This window comes from Bradyrhizobium sp. HKCCYLS2038, from assembly GCF_051167655.1.
Classification (GTDB): domain Bacteria; phylum Pseudomonadota; class Alphaproteobacteria; order Rhizobiales; family Xanthobacteraceae; genus Bradyrhizobium.
In genome coordinates this window covers 1,488,757-1,505,392 of record NZ_JBNPTM010000001.1, presented here as the reverse complement: position 1 = coordinate 1,505,392, position 16,636 = coordinate 1,488,757, and the positions used below count along the sequence as shown (strand labels likewise).

Here is a 16,636-nt window from a genome sequence, read left to right as displayed (position 1 = left end):
CATGCGGAATGTTTCAAAATGTGACGCCGCACCTGGGGCGTCTTAATTCTCGGAACGCGGCGGGAACGAATCACGCCCGAATCAGCCGGCGCGCGCTGTACGAATCCCGTTCACGGCGAGATATGGACATCCGGCGGCGAGACCCACCAGATGATGAAGCGAAGCATCCGGCCGCACGACGCGACCGGATGGCAGAGGTTAACGCGAGAGAGCGGCGCGACCGCTCAGGTCCACGGCGTGACCGGCGGCACATTGTCCGTCGCCGGAGGCATTTCGACTGTCTTGAAATCGGCCGGGCTGACGATCTCCATGTATTCCATGTCGGGCGAATAATCGTAGAGGTAGTGAACGATGCCCGGCCGCTGGTGCACGACGTCGCCGGCCTTCACCAGGGTCGGCTTGTCCTCGTACATGAAGCGCGCCCAGCCCTTCATCATGATGACGATCTGGAAGTCGCAATCGTGCCGATGCCAGCCGGTGCCGTCGACGGGCGGACAATCGGGATTGGCCTTGACCAGATGGCAGATCACCTGGCCGCCGGTGGCGTCGGCGATGCCGAGATCGCGATAGAGGAAGAAGTCGCGCAGGCCTCCTCCCTTGTAGTCGGTATCCTCGGGCTTGGTATGCGAGAACTTGGTCACTGCGGCATGCTGGTTCATCACGGCCTCCACCGGTTGATTCGCGGCAGCGGCAGCCGTTGAGACCCACGATCGGCCGCAACGGCCACCTCGCCCGAAAGCGGATTGTGCCATGCGAGAACCACGCCACGCGCAGCGTCGCGTGCAGGAATCACCCTCCATTGCTGCACGTCATGCCGCGAAGCACTTGGTAACAACGAAGTTTTGCGTGCGTTGCAAGATCGGCTCCAGCCCGCACGCGCGCCACGGCCGCCGCCTGGTCAGCCGCGAGTCCGGCTCTAAATTGTGCAGAGTCTGCCCCGCCCGTGAGCCGTCGCTGATGACGGGCTAGTACTCGACCTCGAGCTCCTCGATCTCCTCGGGCTCCGCCCGGGCCGCCTCGATCCACTCGCGCATCTCGGGCATGGCCATGATCAGCTTGGCATAGGCGTCGAGCTGCGGATCCAGCTTCACGTCGTAGGTGACGAAGCGCGTCACAACCGGCGCGTACATCGCGTCGGCCATGCCGCGTTGTCCGAACAGGAAGGGGCCGCCCGACTTCTCCAGGCAGTCGCGCCAGATCGCCCAGATGCGGTCGATATCGGCCTGCGCCCGAGTCCAGACCTTGAAGCCCGGGAAATGCCCCTTCAGATTCACCGGCAGCGAGGCGCGCAACGTGGTGAAGCCGGAATGGATTTCACCCGAGATCGAGCGGCAATGCGCGCGCTGGATGCGGTCGGCCGGCAGCAGGCCGGCGTCCGGAAAGGTCTCGTTGAGATATTCGGCAATGGCCAGCGTATCCCAGATGGTGGCGCCGTCGTGCCGCAGGCACGGCACCAGGATCGAGGACGACAACAGCAGGATCTCGGCCCGCGCGGAGGCATCATCGGGACCGACGACCACCTCGTCGAAATCGAGCCCCGCGAATTTGGCGAGCAGCCAGCCGCGCAAGGACCAGGACGAGTAGTTCTTGCTGCTGATGGTCAACGTCGCTTTGGCCATGTCGCCCTGCCCTCTTGTCGCTTGTCGTTCAGCGCCGATCCGGCCGCATTGTTCGGAGATGACGCCGGAGCCCGATACTCCAGTGATTTCACGCAGCAAGCGACATGCCAGTTTTTGAGGCAAGACTCCGCGGCTGTGGCTCCGATATTGCATATCCCGAAGTGGAATAACGGACAGGACCGATGGCGCTGCTGTACCAAGCCTACCAGAACCACATGGACCTGACCGAGCCATGGCGCCAGGGCGCCGCGGCGGCCATGCGCTACCTCAACCTGATCCCTTCAGGGCTCTCGAGCCGCGCCATGCGCCGGCTGTCAGCCGCTTTCGAGCTGGTCTCCCGCTCGGCCTTGACCTACGCCCGCCCCGCCTACGGCATCGACAGCGTCATGGTGGGCAATCGCGAGCTTGGTGTCACCGAGGAGGTGACGTTCAAGACCCCGTTCGGCTCGCTGCTGCATTTCAAGAAGGACGGCGCGCCGGATCAGCCCAAGGTGCTGCTGGTGGCGCCGATGTCCGGCCATTTCGCGACGCTGCTGCGCGGCACGGTGCAGACGCTGCTGCAGGATCACGACGTCTACATCACCGATTGGCACAATCCGCGCGACATTCCGCCGGGTCACGGCCGCTTCGGGCTGGAGGATTACACCGATCATCTCATCAGCTTCCTCGGCCAGCTCGGGCCGCGCCCGCACATGGTCGCGATCTGCCAGCCCTCGGTGTCGGCGCTCGCCGCGACGGCGGTGATGTGCGAGGCCAACCACCCGTCACGCCCGGCGACGCTCACCTTGATGGCCGGGCCGATCGACACCCGGATTCAGCCGACCAAGGTCAACGAGTTCGCCAAGAGCAAGCCGATCGACTGGTTCGAGAACAATCTGATCCACTACGTCCCCTTGCAGTGCCGTGGCGCCTTCCGAAAGGTCTATCCGGGCTTCGTCCAGCTCACCGCCTTCGTGTCGATGAACCTCGAGCGGCACCTCAAGCAGCACATGGACCTCGCCAACCACCTCGCCAAGGGCGAGGTCGACAAGGCCGAGACGATCAAGACGTTCTACGACGAATATTTCGCCGTGATGGATCTGCCGGCGGAGTTCTACATCGAAACGGTGCGCGACGTCTTCCAGGAGCATCTGCTGCCGCAGGGCCGACTGATGCATCGCGGCCGTCCTGTCGATCCGAAGGCCGTCCGGCGCATCGGCCTGATGACGGTCGAAGGCGAGCGCGACGACATCTGCTCGATCGGCCAGACGCTGTCAGCGCAGGACATCTGCACCAATGTGCGCGCCTATCGCCGCGTCCATCACATGCAGGCCGGCGTCGGCCATTACGGCGTGTTCAGCGGCAGGAAGTGGAATAACGAGATCTACCCGCTGCTGCGCGATTTCGTGCACGTCAATTCGTGAGGCCACTCCGGCTGCGCTGCACACGCTGCAGCGTCGCCGAGGGCGTCTCTCCGAACTTGTCGCGATAGGCGCCCGCCATGCGCCCGAGGTGTGAAAAGCCGAGCTCGAAGGCGATGTCGATGATCCGGGCGTCGGGCGCTGCGGTCATCAGCTGCGCGTTGAGCCGCGCCAGCCGGATGTCGAGCAGCATGTCGGAAATCGACATGCCGAAATGACGGCGGAAGCCGCCCTGCAGCGCCCTGATCCCGACGCCGGCGGCGGCCGCAAGCTCGGCGAGATCGAGCGGCTCGGCCGCGTGGGAATCGAGCAGATCACGGGCCCTTCGCACGGCTCCCGGCAGCGTGTCGGCCCGGCCGGAATGCAGCCTGATCGCCTCCGACAGCCCGCTGCCCGGCTGCTGCAACAGAATGTCCAATAGCGTCTCCCGCCAATTCGCCGCCATCACCGCAGGCAGATGGCGCTCACCGCACGGGCGTTCGGACAAGCGTTCAGCCAGATCGGCGAGCTCGAGCATGTGGGCGCTGAGGCGCAAGCCATGACCGGCCGACAGCGCGATCGCAGGGTCGAATTCGACCGGCTGCACCGTCCGTCCGGACAGCGCGGCGGCGCGCTGCTCGACCAGCCGGCGGTCGAGCAGCAGGATCAGCTGGGCGCAATTGTCCCAGACCATGCGCGTCGGCAAGGTCGGCGACAGCAACGAGGCCGCGTCATCCGGCCCGGTTGCAACCTCGCGCGCAGCGGCGCGGATGGATGCTGCCCCCGAGAAAGGAAGCTGGACCAGGAAGAAGCGATCCAGGCAGCCGGGATCGATCGTGACCACGCCGCCATAGGCGACATAGCTGATTGAGAAGCCATCGAATGCCGCGCAATTATGCAGAGCGAGGAAATCGCGCGCAGTCTCTGCCTTCGGCTGCAGCCCGTGCGGACAGAAGATGCGGCCTATTTGTTCAGCCGCCTCATCGACATCGTGCGTTGCAACACGACGATAGGCTGATAGCCGCGGCTTTGCGGTCGGTGTCGCACTGCGATCCCAGGCTGCACTTGCAGTCATGATCTACATCGCCCGTCGAATTCATTTGAAACCTATAATAATTAGCAAGTGGCGTCGAGAGATTCGTTTTCTGGATAGACACCGCGACGCGTTGGCTCGATCCTTCATGCGTGTGCAGGAAGGGAGACACGTCATGATCACACTCGAAAAGGGCATTACGCGCGCCGGCACCGGCTACGCCGGCACGACCTGGAACATCCTGGGCCAGCTGTACTTCCCCAAAGCGGTCACCGACTCCACCTTTGCGTTCGAGACCAACAGCGAGCCAGGACAGTTCGTCCCGGTTCACGTCCATCCCACGCAGGATGAATTCATCCTGGTCCAGGAAGGCGTGCTCGATCTCAAGCTCGACGGCGTCTGGGTCAAGGCGCATGCCGGCGATCTCGTCCGCATGCCGCGCGGCATTCCGCACGGCTACTTCAACAAGTCCGACAAGCCGGCCCGCGCGCTGTTCTGGGTGTCGCCGATGCAGAAGCTGGAGGCGCTGTTCAAGATGCTGGACAATCTCGCCGACCCGGCCGAGGTCGTGCGGATCTCGGCCGAGCATGAGGTCAATTTCCTGCCGCCCGAGGCCAACGACTAATCATCAACTCATGGCCGCAGCGACGCGGCCTGCTGCGAGCACCGGCGCCTGATCGCGCCGGGCATAGGAGCAGTGCGTCTGTCGCTACCTGTCGCTCTCGCGTGCGACGGCGGCCCTCCTTCATGCAGGCGGGCCTTGGCGTCGCATGCTTCGGTCGCGCCGGGCGACCTTCGTCATCATCACCCTTTCCAAGGGCCGGTCTCGCGCGGCAGGCGAACGCTGCCGGCATGCGGCTGCGCTCGCGACATCAGGAGGTCCCATGATCAACCGCAAGAACGTCTGCGTGATCGGAGCCGGCGTCTCCGGCCTTGCCACAGCCAAGGCCTTTGCCGCCCGCGGCCACAACGTCACCATCGTCGAGCGCAGCGCCGATCTCGGCGGCGTCTGGGAGCCGGCGCGATCCTATCCCGACGTGCAGACGCAGAGTCCGAAGGAGCTCTATCGCTACGCCGACAAGGCAATGCCGGACAGCTATCCGGAATGGCCCAAGGGTCCGCAGGTCTACGCCTACCTCGCCGACTACGCGAAGTCACACGATCTGACCCGCTTGATGCGGCTGAACACCGATGTTCTGTCGATGCAGCGACGCGCGGACGGCAAACCGGGCTGGACGCTGGATCTCAGGACGAAGGATCGTACCAGCCGCGAGGATTTCGATTTCGTGGCGGTCTGTACCGGCCAGTTCAACGAGCCGCAGACGCTGTCGCTTCCCGGCGAGGATCAGTTCAAGGCCGCGGGCGGCCACATCCTGCACTCGTCGAAATACAACGACGCAACGCTTGCGAAGGGCCGCAACGTCGTCGTGCTCGGCGGCTCGAAATCGGCGACCGACATCGCCGTCAACGCCGTCAGGTCCGGGGCGCGCTCGGTCACGATCGTGTTCCGCGAGCCGGTGTGGCGCATTCCCTATTTCATCGGCGGCCTGATCAACTTCAAGCGGATCCTCTACATCCGCGCCCAGGAGCAGATGTTTGCGAGCTGGGGCATCGGCCCGATGTCGCGCCTCGCTCACGCACTGGCCAAGCCGCTGGTCTGGGCCAATTGGCGCGGCCTCGAAAGCCTGCTCAAGGCCCAGCTCAAGCTGGCCAAATGCAAGATGGTGCCGAAGATCAGGATCGAGGATGGCGTGAACTGCTCGGTGCCGATCGCCACGCCGGACTTCTTTCCCATGGTGGCCGACGGCCGCATCAAGGCCGTGCTCGGCACCTTCGATCACTACGAGCCGAACACGATCGTCGCCAGCAATGGCGAACGGATTGCCGCCGACGTCGCGGTGCTCGCGATCGGCTACAAGCTCAGCGTCCCCTTTCTGTCCGACGCCGACCGCGCCAAGCTCGTCGACCCCGACGGCCAGTATCGCCTCTACCGTCTGATCGCCAATCCCGACCTGCCCGACATGGGCTTCGTCGGCTTCAACTCCAGCTTCTGCACGGTGCTCTGCGCCGACATGGCTGCCCACTGGCTGGTGCGCTATGCCGACAAGCAGCTGGCGCACCAGCCGACGGAGCGCGAGATGCGCGACAACATCGAGATGATGCTGCACTTCAAGCGGGTGGAGCGCCCCGCGGCCGGCGTGTATGGCGGACTGTGCGTCGCACCCTACCATTTCAAACATTTCGACGAGCTGCTGGCCGACATCGGCGCGACGCGGCGGCGGCGCAACCCGTTGGCCGAGATGTTCACGCCGCCCGACGCGGACGCGTATGGCGGCTTCCTTGCGTCCGCACCAGCGTACCAGGCCGGCTGAGCGCGGGAACGCCGATCTGTTGCGCCGCACTGCAGACATCGCGGCGCCGCAGACCGGGCCAGATTGGACGCGGAGTTCGCATCACGGCTCCGCAAGGCCGTGCCGGATGTCCCGGCCGCTGGCCTTGCCACCCCGGCCGGGCTATGCAGGGCGTCCCTCGGCCTCCAGCCGTCCGTCTTCGGAGCCAGCCATGACCTTCTCGATCCATCGCCGCACCATCGCTCTCGCGATCTCGGCCGCCCTCCTGCTAACCAGCGCTGCGCAGGCCGCGGATATTCACGTCATGATCTCCGGCGGGATGACCGCGGCGTTCAAATCCCTGGTGCCGGAGTTCGAGCGGCGCTCCGGACACAAGGTCACGATCGCCTATGGTCCGTCGATGGGAACGACGGCGAATGCGATTCCCGTTCGCCTCGATCGCGGTGAGCCTGCCGATGTCCTGATCATGGTCGGCTACGCGCTCAGCGATCTCGCCACCAAGGGCAAGGTGATGCCCGACAGCCTCGTCGAGCTCGCCAACTCGCCGATCGGCGTCGCCGTGAAGACCGGGACGCCGCATCCCGACATTTCGAGCGCGGACGCCGTAAAGCGCATGCTCATCGCCGCTAAGACCATCGCCTATTCGGACAGCGCCAGCGGCGTCTACGTCTCGACCGAGATGTTCGACAAGCTCGGCATCAAGGACGAGATGAAGGGCAAGGCGCGGATGATTCCGGCGACTCCGGTCGGCGAAATCGTCGCTCAGGGCGAGGCCGAAATCGGCTTCCAGCAGATCAGCGAGCTGAAGCCGGTGAAGGGCATCGACATCGTCGGCCCGTTGCCCGCCGGGCTGCAGAAGATCACGGTGTTTTCGGCGGGCATCGCGACCGCCTCGAAGGAGCCTGAGGCCGGCAAGGCGCTGATCCACTTCCTGGGATCACCGGATGCGCGCAAGACGATCACGGAGAGCGGACTCGATCCGATCGTCCGGAGATCTCCGAACTGATCTATCAAGTTCTGGAACTAAAAACTCTCCCTCGCGCCCAGCGCGGGGAGAGTTCCAGCAGTTGCATCACACAGGAAGGCCGCAGACGCGCTCACTGCGTGAGCAGGGTCGACTCGCTGAGATTGTTGGCACCGTAGGCCTTCTTCAGCGTCCCGTTCGTCTTGGCTTCGGTCATGAACTTGGTCACGAAGGCGAGCGACTGCGGTCGCTTCTGCGGCACCGCAACAGCCGTGTCCGTTTTCTTGAAGGTCTCGCTCAACACCTTTGTGCCGGGAACCTGCTTGGCGATGAGCGTCAGCTGATCCCGCGCCAACGCCAGCGCATCGATCTCGCCCGCGCTCAGCAGTGCATAGACCTCCTCGTAGGACTTGAAGCCGGTGACAGTCGCCTTCTTCAGAAAGGCCTTCGCCCCACGCAGAACCGTCGTATCGTTGATCGCCGCGATTTCATGACCGGCGGCATCCAGCGCGGCGATGTTCGGAATATCGAGGCCGGCACGGATGATGAACGTGGTCTCGACCGAATCATAGACCGGGCCAAACGAGACCTTGGTCTCGCGCTCGGCGTCCTTCGGCATGAACGCCACGTCCCAGGTCCCCTTGCCGGCCTCGTCCGTGATGGCGTTGGAATTCGGATGCTCGACGAACTCGACGGGCACGCCGACCTGCGCCGCCATCGCCTTTCCGAGCTCGACCGGAACGCCGGCGTAGCCGCTGTCGGACTTCACGCACCAGAACGCGCCGCCGGCCGGTCCCACCGCGAGCGCGACCCTGAGCTTGCCGGTCGGAGCAATCTCCTCCTTCAAGCCAGCCGCATCAGCGGCGTTGCTGAACAACGCAAATACCGCAGCGACGAGCGCTGCGTTGCGCAGCCAGTGCCACTTCAACATGGCCCTCTCCCATAGAATTGCAAAGATGAAACCGCGTCGCACCTTGCCGGGAGCACCGTTAAATACAGCTTACTTTCTTTGCGCAAAGCGGAACTTGCGACGCGTAAAACTTACGCGCCGCAATTGTCATTTCAAATTAGCCCATAGCGAAAACTGATTAAACGCGCCTTAAACGCAGCGGCGAACCCACACGCCGTTGACAAGCACGGTCCGGCAGGCCGCCGTTGCAGCGGCCACGGGGGGTCTACGGACGACGACCGCTCCGGCCGCGCCGGCACAGCCCGCCCGCACCACGCCGCGCGCACAGACGACGGCGTTCGCATCGGACATCGAGACAAACGGCATCAACGCGAGGAGAAAAAGTCCGCACAAGGTCGAAAGAATGATGCGTGAGAAAATGCGCATGTCGAACTCCTGATGATCATCATGTGATTAGTAAATTATCCACCCTGTCTGAACTGTGCAGACGCGGCCTCGGCTTGGCAACTGTGACAATTTGGGTGGATCGAACGAATGCACTCTGCCGTGAGCGCCGATGTGAGCCGTGCCGCCAACACAGCTGGTTACCGATTTGCTGCGAACTGAGCGAGCATGCCGTTGCATGCTGGCGAGAGCGATCCCGCATTGGCCGCGAGGCATTGCGCGACGCGGCCGCCGCCAGGCTCGATGCCGCTGCAAAACGCGCGGGCGTCGGCGCCGCACGCGGCCCTGACGATGCGCAGTTCCTCGAGGGGCCGCAGTGGCCGCAGCACCATGGCCGGAGCCGCAGGCGCCGCCGCTGGTGCGGCCGCCGGCGATGTCGCTGGTGCGGCGGCGACGGCTGAGGTCGATGCGGCGGCGGTCGACCCGCCGGCCCCGCTCGCTGACGCGATCGCCTTGGCGCAGGTGGCGGACACCTTCGCCTTGTTCTGCTCGAGGCACTGCAGGGCAGCCGCCCCACCGGGCGGCACACTGCTGCAGACCTTGCGGTAGTCGCCGCTGCAGGCACCGCGGATCGCCGCGACCTGCGCGTCGCTGGGTTTGGCGGCCGGCGCAGCGGCTGCCGCCGATGCGGGCGGCTTGGCGGGCTCGGGCGTGGTCGAGGCCTGGACCGGCGCCGCTGGCGCAACCGGCTGCGCCGCAGCTTTCGGTGTTTCGACGGCCGCTTTGGGCGCATCGGCGGTCCTGGGTACCTCGGCTGCAACAGGCGGCTTGGCTGCAGCCGGCGGCGGGGCAGCCGGCTTGGCCTCCGCAGCGGGCTTCGGCTCCGCGACAGGTTCTAGCGCCTTCACTGCGGTCTGACAGGACGACGACAGGCCGGCCATGTTCTTCTGGAGACACTGGAAAGCCGCCGCGCCGCCGGGCGGCACGCTGGAGCATTTCGACATATAGTCCGACCGGCACGCTGACTTGATCGCGTTACGCTGCGCATCCGTCTGCGCCAGCGCGTGCGTTGCAACGAAGCCGGTTACGACGGCCATGCCGAGCGCAAGCATCCATCTGGAGTGATTGATCATCGGTCGATCCTCAATGCTGTTGTGCTTCAATCATCGTCGCCAACGCGGGCTGCGCACGACGACATATTACGTCTTGCCAGTATCAGTCCGCGCAAATCAGGCGCCACCGTCCGACGTATCGTCGCCCGGGGACACCTGATCGCAATGTGCCAACGAAGCTGCGCCGCCGACCGGCGTTTGGCAACTGGGAAAATTTGGGTGGATCTGAAGGCCGCGCAGATTTCTTCCGCGCTGCGTCCGCACATGCCTGTTCCGCCGCTGAACGATTGTTGATATTGAGACGACCAACATTGTTGTTTGTTGTTCGACGCCGACATTGCCTCGACGGTCATTTGCATAGGGAAAGCGGAATGGCGCCAACCTGCTCACCATCGCATCATGTTTCACAACCCGACTTGCCGAAGCCCTGCGGAACGGGCGCGTTTCGAGCCGGCCGCGCAGCGGTGCTCATCGGACTGGCGATGGGGCTCGCGGCCTGCGAGCAGAACAGCTATCAGCCGCCGCCACCACCGAAGGTCGAAGTGGCGCAGCCGGTGCAGCGCGCGGTGACGCGATATCTGGAGGCGACCGGCAATACCGCGCCGGTCAAGAATGTCGACCTCGTCGCGCGCGTGCAAGGCTTCCTGCAGTCGATCGACTACAAGGATGGCGACACGGTCAAGGAAGGCACAACCCTGTTCACGATCGAGCCGGAGACCTACAAGCTCAAGCTCGACCAGGCACAGGCGGCCGAGGCCGGCGCACAGGCCTCGTACAAGCAGGCCGAGGCCGACTACAAGCGGCAGACCGACCTCGTCGCGCGCCAAGCCGCTTCGCAGGTGGCGCTCGACAATTCGACGTCGGCGCGCGACAACGCCCAGGCCAATCTGCAGCAGGCGCAGGTCAACACCAAGATCGCCAAGGTCAATTACGGCTACACCAAAGTGACGGCGCCGTTTGGTGGCGTCGTCAGCGCGCACCAGGTCTCGGTCGGCGAACTCGTCGGCGTCGCGTCGCCGACCCAGCTTGCGACCATCGTGGCGCTCGATCCGGTCTATGTGAACTTCACCGTCAACGAGCAGGACGTGCTGCGCATCCGCGCCGAGGCGCGGCGCCGCGGCATGACCTCATCCGACCTCAAGCAGTTTCCGATCGAGCTCGGCCTGCAGACCGAGAACGGCTATCCGCATCAGGGCAAGCTCGACTATGCCGCACCGACAGTCAACGCCTCGACCGGCACGCTCGCCGTCCGTGGTCTCGTGCCCAACCCTGATCACGTGCTGTTGCCCGGCTATTTCGTGCGCATCCGGATTCCCGTCGACCGGACGACGGACGCCCTGCTGGTGCCCGACACCGCGCTCGGCAGCGACCAGAGCGGCCGCTACGTGCTCGTCGCCAACGGCGACAATGTCGTCGAGCAGCGCAAGGTCAAGGTCGGACCGCTCGACGGCGGCCTGCGCGTGATCGACAGCGGCCTGAAGGCCGACGACCGCGTGGTCGTCGCTGGCCTGCTGCGCGCCATTCCAGGTCAGAAGGTCGATCCGCAACTCAAGCCGGTCGAGCCCCCGGCGTCGGCGAACAAGTGAGGGCCGACCGTGATCTCCAAATTCTTCATCGAGCGCCCGGTCCTCTCCAACGTCATCGCCATCCTGATGATGCTGATCGGCGCCGTCGCGCTGGTCAATCTCGCCATCGCGCAATATCCCGACGTGGTGCCGCCGACCGTCCAGGTGACGACGCGCTACCCCGGCGCCAGCGCCAAGACAGTAACCGACACCGTGGCGCTGCCGATCGAGCAGCAGGTCAATGGCGTCGAAGGCATGCTGTACATGCAGTCCTACAGCGGCGCCGATGGCAGCTATTCGTTGACCGTCACGTTCAAGATCGGCACCGACCTGAACTTCGCACAGGTCCTGGTGCAGAACCGGGTCTCCAGCGCGCTGGCGCAGCTGCCGCAGGCGGTGCAGAACCAGGGCGTCACGGTGCAGAAGCGCTCGACCTCGATCCTGATGTTCGTAACGCTGACATCGCCGGACGCCAAATATGACAGCCTGTATCTCAGCAACTACGCGACGATCAATCTGAAGGATGAGCTGGCGCGGCTGCCGGGCGTCGGCAACGTGACCGTGTTCGGCGCCGGTCAGTACTCGATGCGGATCTGGCTCGACCCGAGCAAACTGCAGGTGCGCAACCTGGTCCCGCAAGACGTGATCCAGGCGATCCAGCAGCAGAGCCAGCAGGTCGCTGCCGGCCAGATCGGCGCGCCGCCGACGCCGGCCGGCCAGGCGTTCCAGTACACGCTCAATGTCGCCGGACGGCTCGATGACACCAGGCAGTTCGAGGAGATCATCGTCAAATCCGGCAGCAATGGCGACGTCACGCGCGTGCGCGACGTCGGCTCGGTCGAGCTCGGCGCGCAGACCTACGGTCAGCAGTTCTCGCTGAACGGCCAGCCCGCGGTCGGCATCGGCGTGTTCCAGTCGCCCGGCGCCAATGCGCTTGAGGTCGAGCAGGCCGTCGAGAAAAAGATGGCGCAGTTGGCGAAGACTTTTCCGCAAGGCATCCAGTACGACACGCCGTTCGACACCACGAAGTTCGTCAATGCCTCGATCCATGAGGTCTACAAGACCCTGATCGAGGCCGGCGTGCTGGTGCTGATCGTGATCCTGATCTTCCTGCAGGACTGGCGCGCGATGCTGGTGCCGACCACGACGGTGCCGGTGACCATCATCGGCGCCTTCGCGGCGATGGCCGCACTCGGCTTCACCATCAACCTGTCGACCCTGTTCGCGATCGTGCTCGCGATCGGCATCGTGGTCGACGACGCGATCGTGGTGGTCGAGGGCGCCGCGCATAACATCGAGCGCGGCATGAACGGCCACGATGCCGCGATCCGCGCCATGGACCAGCTGTTCGCGCCGATCGTCGGCATCACCCTGGTGCTGATTGCGGTGTTCCTGCCGGCCGCGTTCCTGCCCGGCCTCACGGGCCGCATCTACGCGCAGTTCGCGCTGGTCATCGCGGCCACCGCCCTGCTCTCGGCGATCAACGCCGCCACCTTGAAGCCCACGCAATGCGCGCTGTGGCTGCGGCCGCCGGTGCCGCTGGAACAGCGCAACGTGTTCTACCGTCTGTTCAACAATCTCTATGAACGGCTGGAGCGGCGCTACACCGCGCTGATCGGCGGGCTGGTCAGGCACAGCATCGCGTCCGTGGTCGTCGCGCTGATCCTGATCGCGGCCGGCGGCTACGGCCTGTCGCGCGTGCCGACCGGCTTCCTGCCGATCGAGGACCAGGGCTACCTGATCGCCGCCGTCCAACTGCCCGACGGCGCCTCGCTGGAGCGCACCCAGAAGGCGCTCGACAAGGTCGGCGCCATCGCCAAGGCCACGCCCGGCGTCGCCCAGGTCATCACCATCGCCGGCATCTCGGCGCTCGACAACAGTGCGAGCCTCGCCAATGCCGGCGTCGCCTACATCATCCTCAAGGACTGGGATGCTCGCGGCAAGGGCGAGGATCTGCGCTCGCTGGTCTATGGCCTCAACGACAAGATGTCGGCGGTGATGGAGGCGCGCACCCTGGTGCTGCCGCCGCCGCCGATCCAGGGCATCGGCAACGCCGCCGGCTTTGCCATGCAGGTCGAGCTGCGCGACGGCAACAGCGACTATGCCAAGCTGCAGGCGATGACGTCGGCGGTTGTCACCAGCGCCGAGAACCAGAGCGCGTTGCAGCGCGTGCAGTCGCCGTTCCGCGCCATGGTGCCGCAGTTCGACATCGAGATCGACCGGGTCAAGACCCAGACCCTGCACGTCACCACGGACCAGGTGTTCTCGGCGCTGTCGTCCTACCTCGGCGCCTCCTATGTCAACCAGTTCAACAAGTTCGGCCGCGTCTTCCAGGTCTATGTCCAGGCCGACGCGAGTTCGCGGCTGACGTCGCGGCAGATCGAGAATTTGATGGTGCACAACCAGAGCGGCGACATGATCCCGCTCGGCACCGTCGCGACGGTCAAGCCGTCGGTAGGACCATCGCTGATCAGCCTGTACAATCTCTACCCCTCCGCCACCATCGTCGGCCTGCCGGCGCAGGGCTACTCCTCCGGCCAGTCGCTGAAGCTGATGGAGGAGATCGCCGCGCGCACGCTGCCGCCCGGCACGGGCTATGAGTGGACGGCGATGTCGTATCAGGAGAAGGTCGTCTCCAATCAGATCTACCTCACCTTCGGTCTCGCTCTCCTGCTCGTCTACCTCGTCCTCGCCGGCCAGTATGAGAGCTGGTACGCGCCGATCTCGGTCATCCTCGCGGTGCCGCTGTCGCTGCTGGGGCCGATGGCGGTGCTCACGGCGCTCAAGATCGACAACAATCTGTATGTGCAGATCGGGCTGATCCTCCTCATCGCGCTGTCGGCGAAGAACGCGATCCTCATCGTCGAGGTCGGGCTCGAGCTGCACGGCCGCGACGGCAAGCCGCTGATCGAGTCCGCGATCGAGGCGGCGCGGTCGCGGTTCCGGCCGATCCTGATGACCTCGTTCGCCTTCATCCTCGGCGTCCTGCCGCTGGTGCTGGCGACTGGCGCCGGCGCCAGCGCCCGCAAGTCGATCGGCATCACCGTGTTCTCCGGCATGCTGGCCTCGACCTGCCTCGCCGTGCTGTTCGTGCCGGCGTTCTTCGTCGTGGTGCAGCGGTTCGAGAACTGGCGTGCTGCGCGCAAGGCGAAGGCCGTCGTCGCGCAGCCGGCGGAATGATCTACTGCGTTCGCAACGGCGTCTCCTTCAGTCCGTTGGCGTCATAGGCCTTGCGCAACAACCCGTTCGACACCGCCTCGGTCATGAAGCTGGTGACGAAGGCCAGCGCTTGCGGGTGCCCCAGCGGCACGGCGACGGCCGTGACCGTCTTCTTGAAGGTCTCGTCGAGCACCCGCGTGCCCGGCAGCTTCCTGGCCATCGCGTTAAGCTGGTCGCGCGACAGCGCGAAGGCGTCGATCTCGCCCCGCTGCAGCAGGCCGAAGATCTCGTCATAGGTCTGGTAGCCGGTCACTGCGGCGTTCTTCAGATGCGCGATCGCGCCGCGCATCGTCGTGGTGTTGTTGACCGCGGCGACCTTGACGCCCGCCTGATCGAGCGTCGCGAAGCTCGTCACGGACGAGCCGGGCTTGACGATGTAGGTGGCGTCGGCGACCTCGTAGATTGGCCCGAACGCCATTTTGGCCTCGCGCTCGGGATCCTTCGGCAGGAACGTCACGTCCCAGATGCCCTTAGCCGCGGCATCGGTGATCTGGCCGGAGTTCTGGTGCACGACGTATTCGACGGGAACGCCGAGCTTGTCGGCCATCGCACGGCCGAGATCGACGGGGACGCCGGCGTAGCCGGTTTCGGTCTTGGTCGACCAGAACGCGCCACCGGCCGGGCTGATCGCGATCGCCACACGCAGCTTGCCGGTCGGTGCGATCTCGTCCTTCAACTCGGCGGCTCCGCTGTGAGATGATGTCATCATGCCTGCCACGACGGCCAGCGTCGCCACCAACAGCCTGCGCCCCTGGCCCATCGTTCCCTCCCCGTGATGTTGGGGGCCATCATGGCCTGCGGGCCGTCCAATGCAAGCGCCTTGGCTTTCATTCAGCAGGCGCCTCCCGCAACACCGGCCGCGCCACTGGAAGCTCCGGCGGCAGGATCAGCGCAGCGATGATCGCGACCATGGCCAGCGCGGCGAAGGCCTGCAGCATGGTGGCGAAGCCGCCGCGCTCATACAGCCAGGCGACAAGGCCGACCGAGGCGCCCGCCGCGGTGAAGCCGACGAAATAGCGCACCGCATAGGCGCGCGAGCGCCACTCCTCGGCGGTGTACTTGCCGACCATCGCGTCGTTGACGGTCACCTGGCCGAACGCGCCCATCACGATGCCGATCGAAGCCACGATCAGCGCCCAGTCGCGGGCGTCGGCGGCGAGATAGAGCAGCGGCGCCAGCACCAGCGACAGCGGCAGCGCCACGGCCTTGAGCGTATGACGATCCAGCAGCCGCCCGATCGTGTACTGCGTCATCGCACCGAACACATAGACGCCGGCGGCGATCACGCCGAGCAGCGCCGGACTCTGCGTCAGCCCGGCGAGCCGCTCCGCGAACAGCTTTGGCAGCGCCACGGTGATGGCGTTGAACGTCGTCGAGATCGCGATCACCACCAGCAGCAGCGCCAGCACCACGCGCCACATCTGGTCGCGCGCGACGCGGGCCTGCGCCGCCGCCTGCTTCGAGCCGCGGCGGTCCTCATGCGCCACCAGCATCGCGAACACGATGCCGATCCCGACCGTGATCACCCCGGGCACGATGAAGGCGAAGCGCCAGCCGAGATATTGCCCGACGACGCCGGTCACCAGCGCCGACGAGGCGACGCCGAGATTGCCGAACACGCCGTTCAGCCCCATATCGCGGCCGAGCCGGTCGGCATAGGACACCAGCATCGCGGTCCCCACCGGATGATAGATCGAGGCGAACAGGCCGATCGCGAACAGCGCCGCGCCGAGCTGCCACGGCGTCTGCACGAAGCCGACCGAGATCATCGACAGCCCGATGCCGAGATAGAAGATCAGCATCATGTGCCGCCGGCTCCAGCGGTCGCCGAGCCAACCGGTCAGCAGCGCGCCGGCACCGAAGGCGATGAAGCCCGGGGTCGCATAGGGCAACAGGTCCGCATAGGCCATGCCGAGCGCCGGGCCCATGATGATGACGGCGGCGGCGAAGATCAGCATCGCGTAATGGTCGATGAAATGGGCCGCGTTGACGAAGCCGATCACGCGGCTTGGTCTGTTCAGGCTTGGTCTATTCAAGCTTGGGCTGTTCATGGGCCTATCCTCGATTCCCGGATAAATCGGTTATACTGGGCCGCCCCAA

At 65.2% G+C, this 16,636-nt stretch carries 14 protein-coding genes; 6 read left to right on the top strand and 8 right to left on the bottom strand.

All coding sequences use genetic code 11. From position 1 onward, the window contains the following. Positions 1-224 precede the first annotated feature (224 nt). Both ACQR1I_RS06480 and ACQR1I_RS06475 read right to left on the bottom strand, forming a co-directional pair. Positions 225-659, bottom strand: coding sequence for a cupin domain-containing protein (locus ACQR1I_RS06480; protein WP_434867463.1), 435 nt, complete (start codon positions 657-659; stop codon positions 225-227). Between the two features lie 306 nt (positions 660-965). Continuing rightward, positions 966-1,619 (bottom strand): glutathione S-transferase family protein, encoded by a 654-nt coding sequence (locus tag ACQR1I_RS06475; RefSeq protein WP_434867464.1) that lies wholly within the window; start codon positions 1,617-1,619, stop codon positions 966-968. A gap of 182 nt (positions 1,620-1,801) precedes the next feature. On the opposite strand from ACQR1I_RS06475, the gene ACQR1I_RS06470 reads away from it, so the two are divergent. Further along, positions 1,802-3,022: a polyhydroxyalkanoate depolymerase gene (locus ACQR1I_RS06470; RefSeq protein ID WP_434867465.1), complete on the top strand. Its 1,221-nt coding sequence runs from the start codon at positions 1,802-1,804 to the stop codon at positions 3,020-3,022. On the opposite strand, the gene ACQR1I_RS06465 is transcribed toward ACQR1I_RS06470, so the two are convergent. Next, the gene (locus ACQR1I_RS06465) at positions 3,012-4,073 is read right to left on the bottom strand and encodes an AraC family transcriptional regulator (RefSeq protein ID WP_434867466.1); all 1,062 of its coding nucleotides are present in this window, start codon (positions 4,071-4,073) and stop codon (positions 3,012-3,014) included. The genes ACQR1I_RS06470 and ACQR1I_RS06465 overlap by 11 nt on opposite strands. Positions 4,074-4,206: 133 nt before the next feature. On the opposite strand from ACQR1I_RS06465, the gene ACQR1I_RS06460 reads away from it, so the two are divergent. From ACQR1I_RS06460 to ACQR1I_RS06450, 3 genes are all read left to right on the top strand, one after another. Next, positions 4,207-4,656 carry a cupin domain-containing protein gene (locus ACQR1I_RS06460; RefSeq protein ID WP_434867467.1) on the top strand — a complete coding sequence of 150 codons (450 nt, stop codon included), beginning with the start codon at positions 4,207-4,209 and terminating at the stop codon, positions 4,654-4,656. A gap of 145 nt (positions 4,657-4,801) precedes the next feature. Then, a complete protein-coding gene (locus tag ACQR1I_RS06455) occupies positions 4,802-6,403 on the top strand; it encodes a flavin-containing monooxygenase (RefSeq protein ID WP_434867468.1) in 1,602 nt (533 codons plus the stop codon). A gap of 190 nt (positions 6,404-6,593) precedes the next feature. Continuing rightward, positions 6,594-7,388, top strand: a complete 795-nt coding sequence (locus tag ACQR1I_RS06450; RefSeq protein ID WP_434867469.1) for a substrate-binding domain-containing protein — start codon at positions 6,594-6,596, stop codon at positions 7,386-7,388. Between the two features lie 91 nt (positions 7,389-7,479). On the opposite strand, the gene ACQR1I_RS06445 is transcribed toward ACQR1I_RS06450, so the two are convergent. The 3 genes from ACQR1I_RS06445 to ACQR1I_RS06435 form a co-directional block, all read right to left on the bottom strand. Next, positions 7,480-8,277, bottom strand: coding sequence for a transporter substrate-binding domain-containing protein (locus ACQR1I_RS06445; RefSeq protein ID WP_434867470.1), 798 nt, complete (start codon positions 8,275-8,277; stop codon positions 7,480-7,482). 168 nt (positions 8,278-8,445) lie between these two features. After that, a complete protein-coding gene (locus tag ACQR1I_RS06440) occupies positions 8,446-8,682 on the bottom strand; it encodes a hypothetical protein (RefSeq protein ID WP_434867937.1) in 237 nt (78 codons plus the stop codon). Between the two features lie 158 nt (positions 8,683-8,840). Beyond that, on the bottom strand, positions 8,841-9,773 hold the full coding sequence (locus ACQR1I_RS06435; RefSeq protein ID WP_434867471.1) for a hypothetical protein: 933 nt from the start codon (positions 9,771-9,773) through the stop codon (positions 8,841-8,843). A 461-nt stretch (positions 9,774-10,234) separates the two neighbouring features. On the opposite strand from ACQR1I_RS06435, the gene ACQR1I_RS06430 reads away from it, so the two are divergent. Continuing rightward, complete coding sequence (locus ACQR1I_RS06430; RefSeq protein WP_434867914.1) at positions 10,235-11,338, top strand: efflux RND transporter periplasmic adaptor subunit; 1,104 nt, start codon at positions 10,235-10,237, stop codon at positions 11,336-11,338. Positions 11,339-11,347: 9 nt separating this feature from the next. Next, positions 11,348-14,497 carry an efflux RND transporter permease subunit gene (locus tag ACQR1I_RS06425; protein ID WP_434867472.1) on the top strand — a complete coding sequence of 1,050 codons (3,150 nt, stop codon included), beginning with the start codon at positions 11,348-11,350 and terminating at the stop codon, positions 14,495-14,497. Position 14,498: 1 nt separating this feature from the next. On the opposite strand, the gene ACQR1I_RS06420 is transcribed toward ACQR1I_RS06425, so the two are convergent. Further along, positions 14,499-15,245 (bottom strand): ABC transporter substrate-binding protein, encoded by a 747-nt coding sequence (locus tag ACQR1I_RS06420; protein ID WP_434867915.1) that lies wholly within the window; start codon positions 15,243-15,245, stop codon positions 14,499-14,501. Positions 15,246-15,363: 118 nt separating this feature from the next. Beyond that, on the bottom strand, positions 15,364-16,557 hold the full coding sequence (locus ACQR1I_RS06415; RefSeq protein ID WP_434867916.1) for an MFS transporter: 1,194 nt from the start codon (positions 16,555-16,557) through the stop codon (positions 15,364-15,366). Positions 16,558-16,636 lie beyond the last annotated feature (79 nt).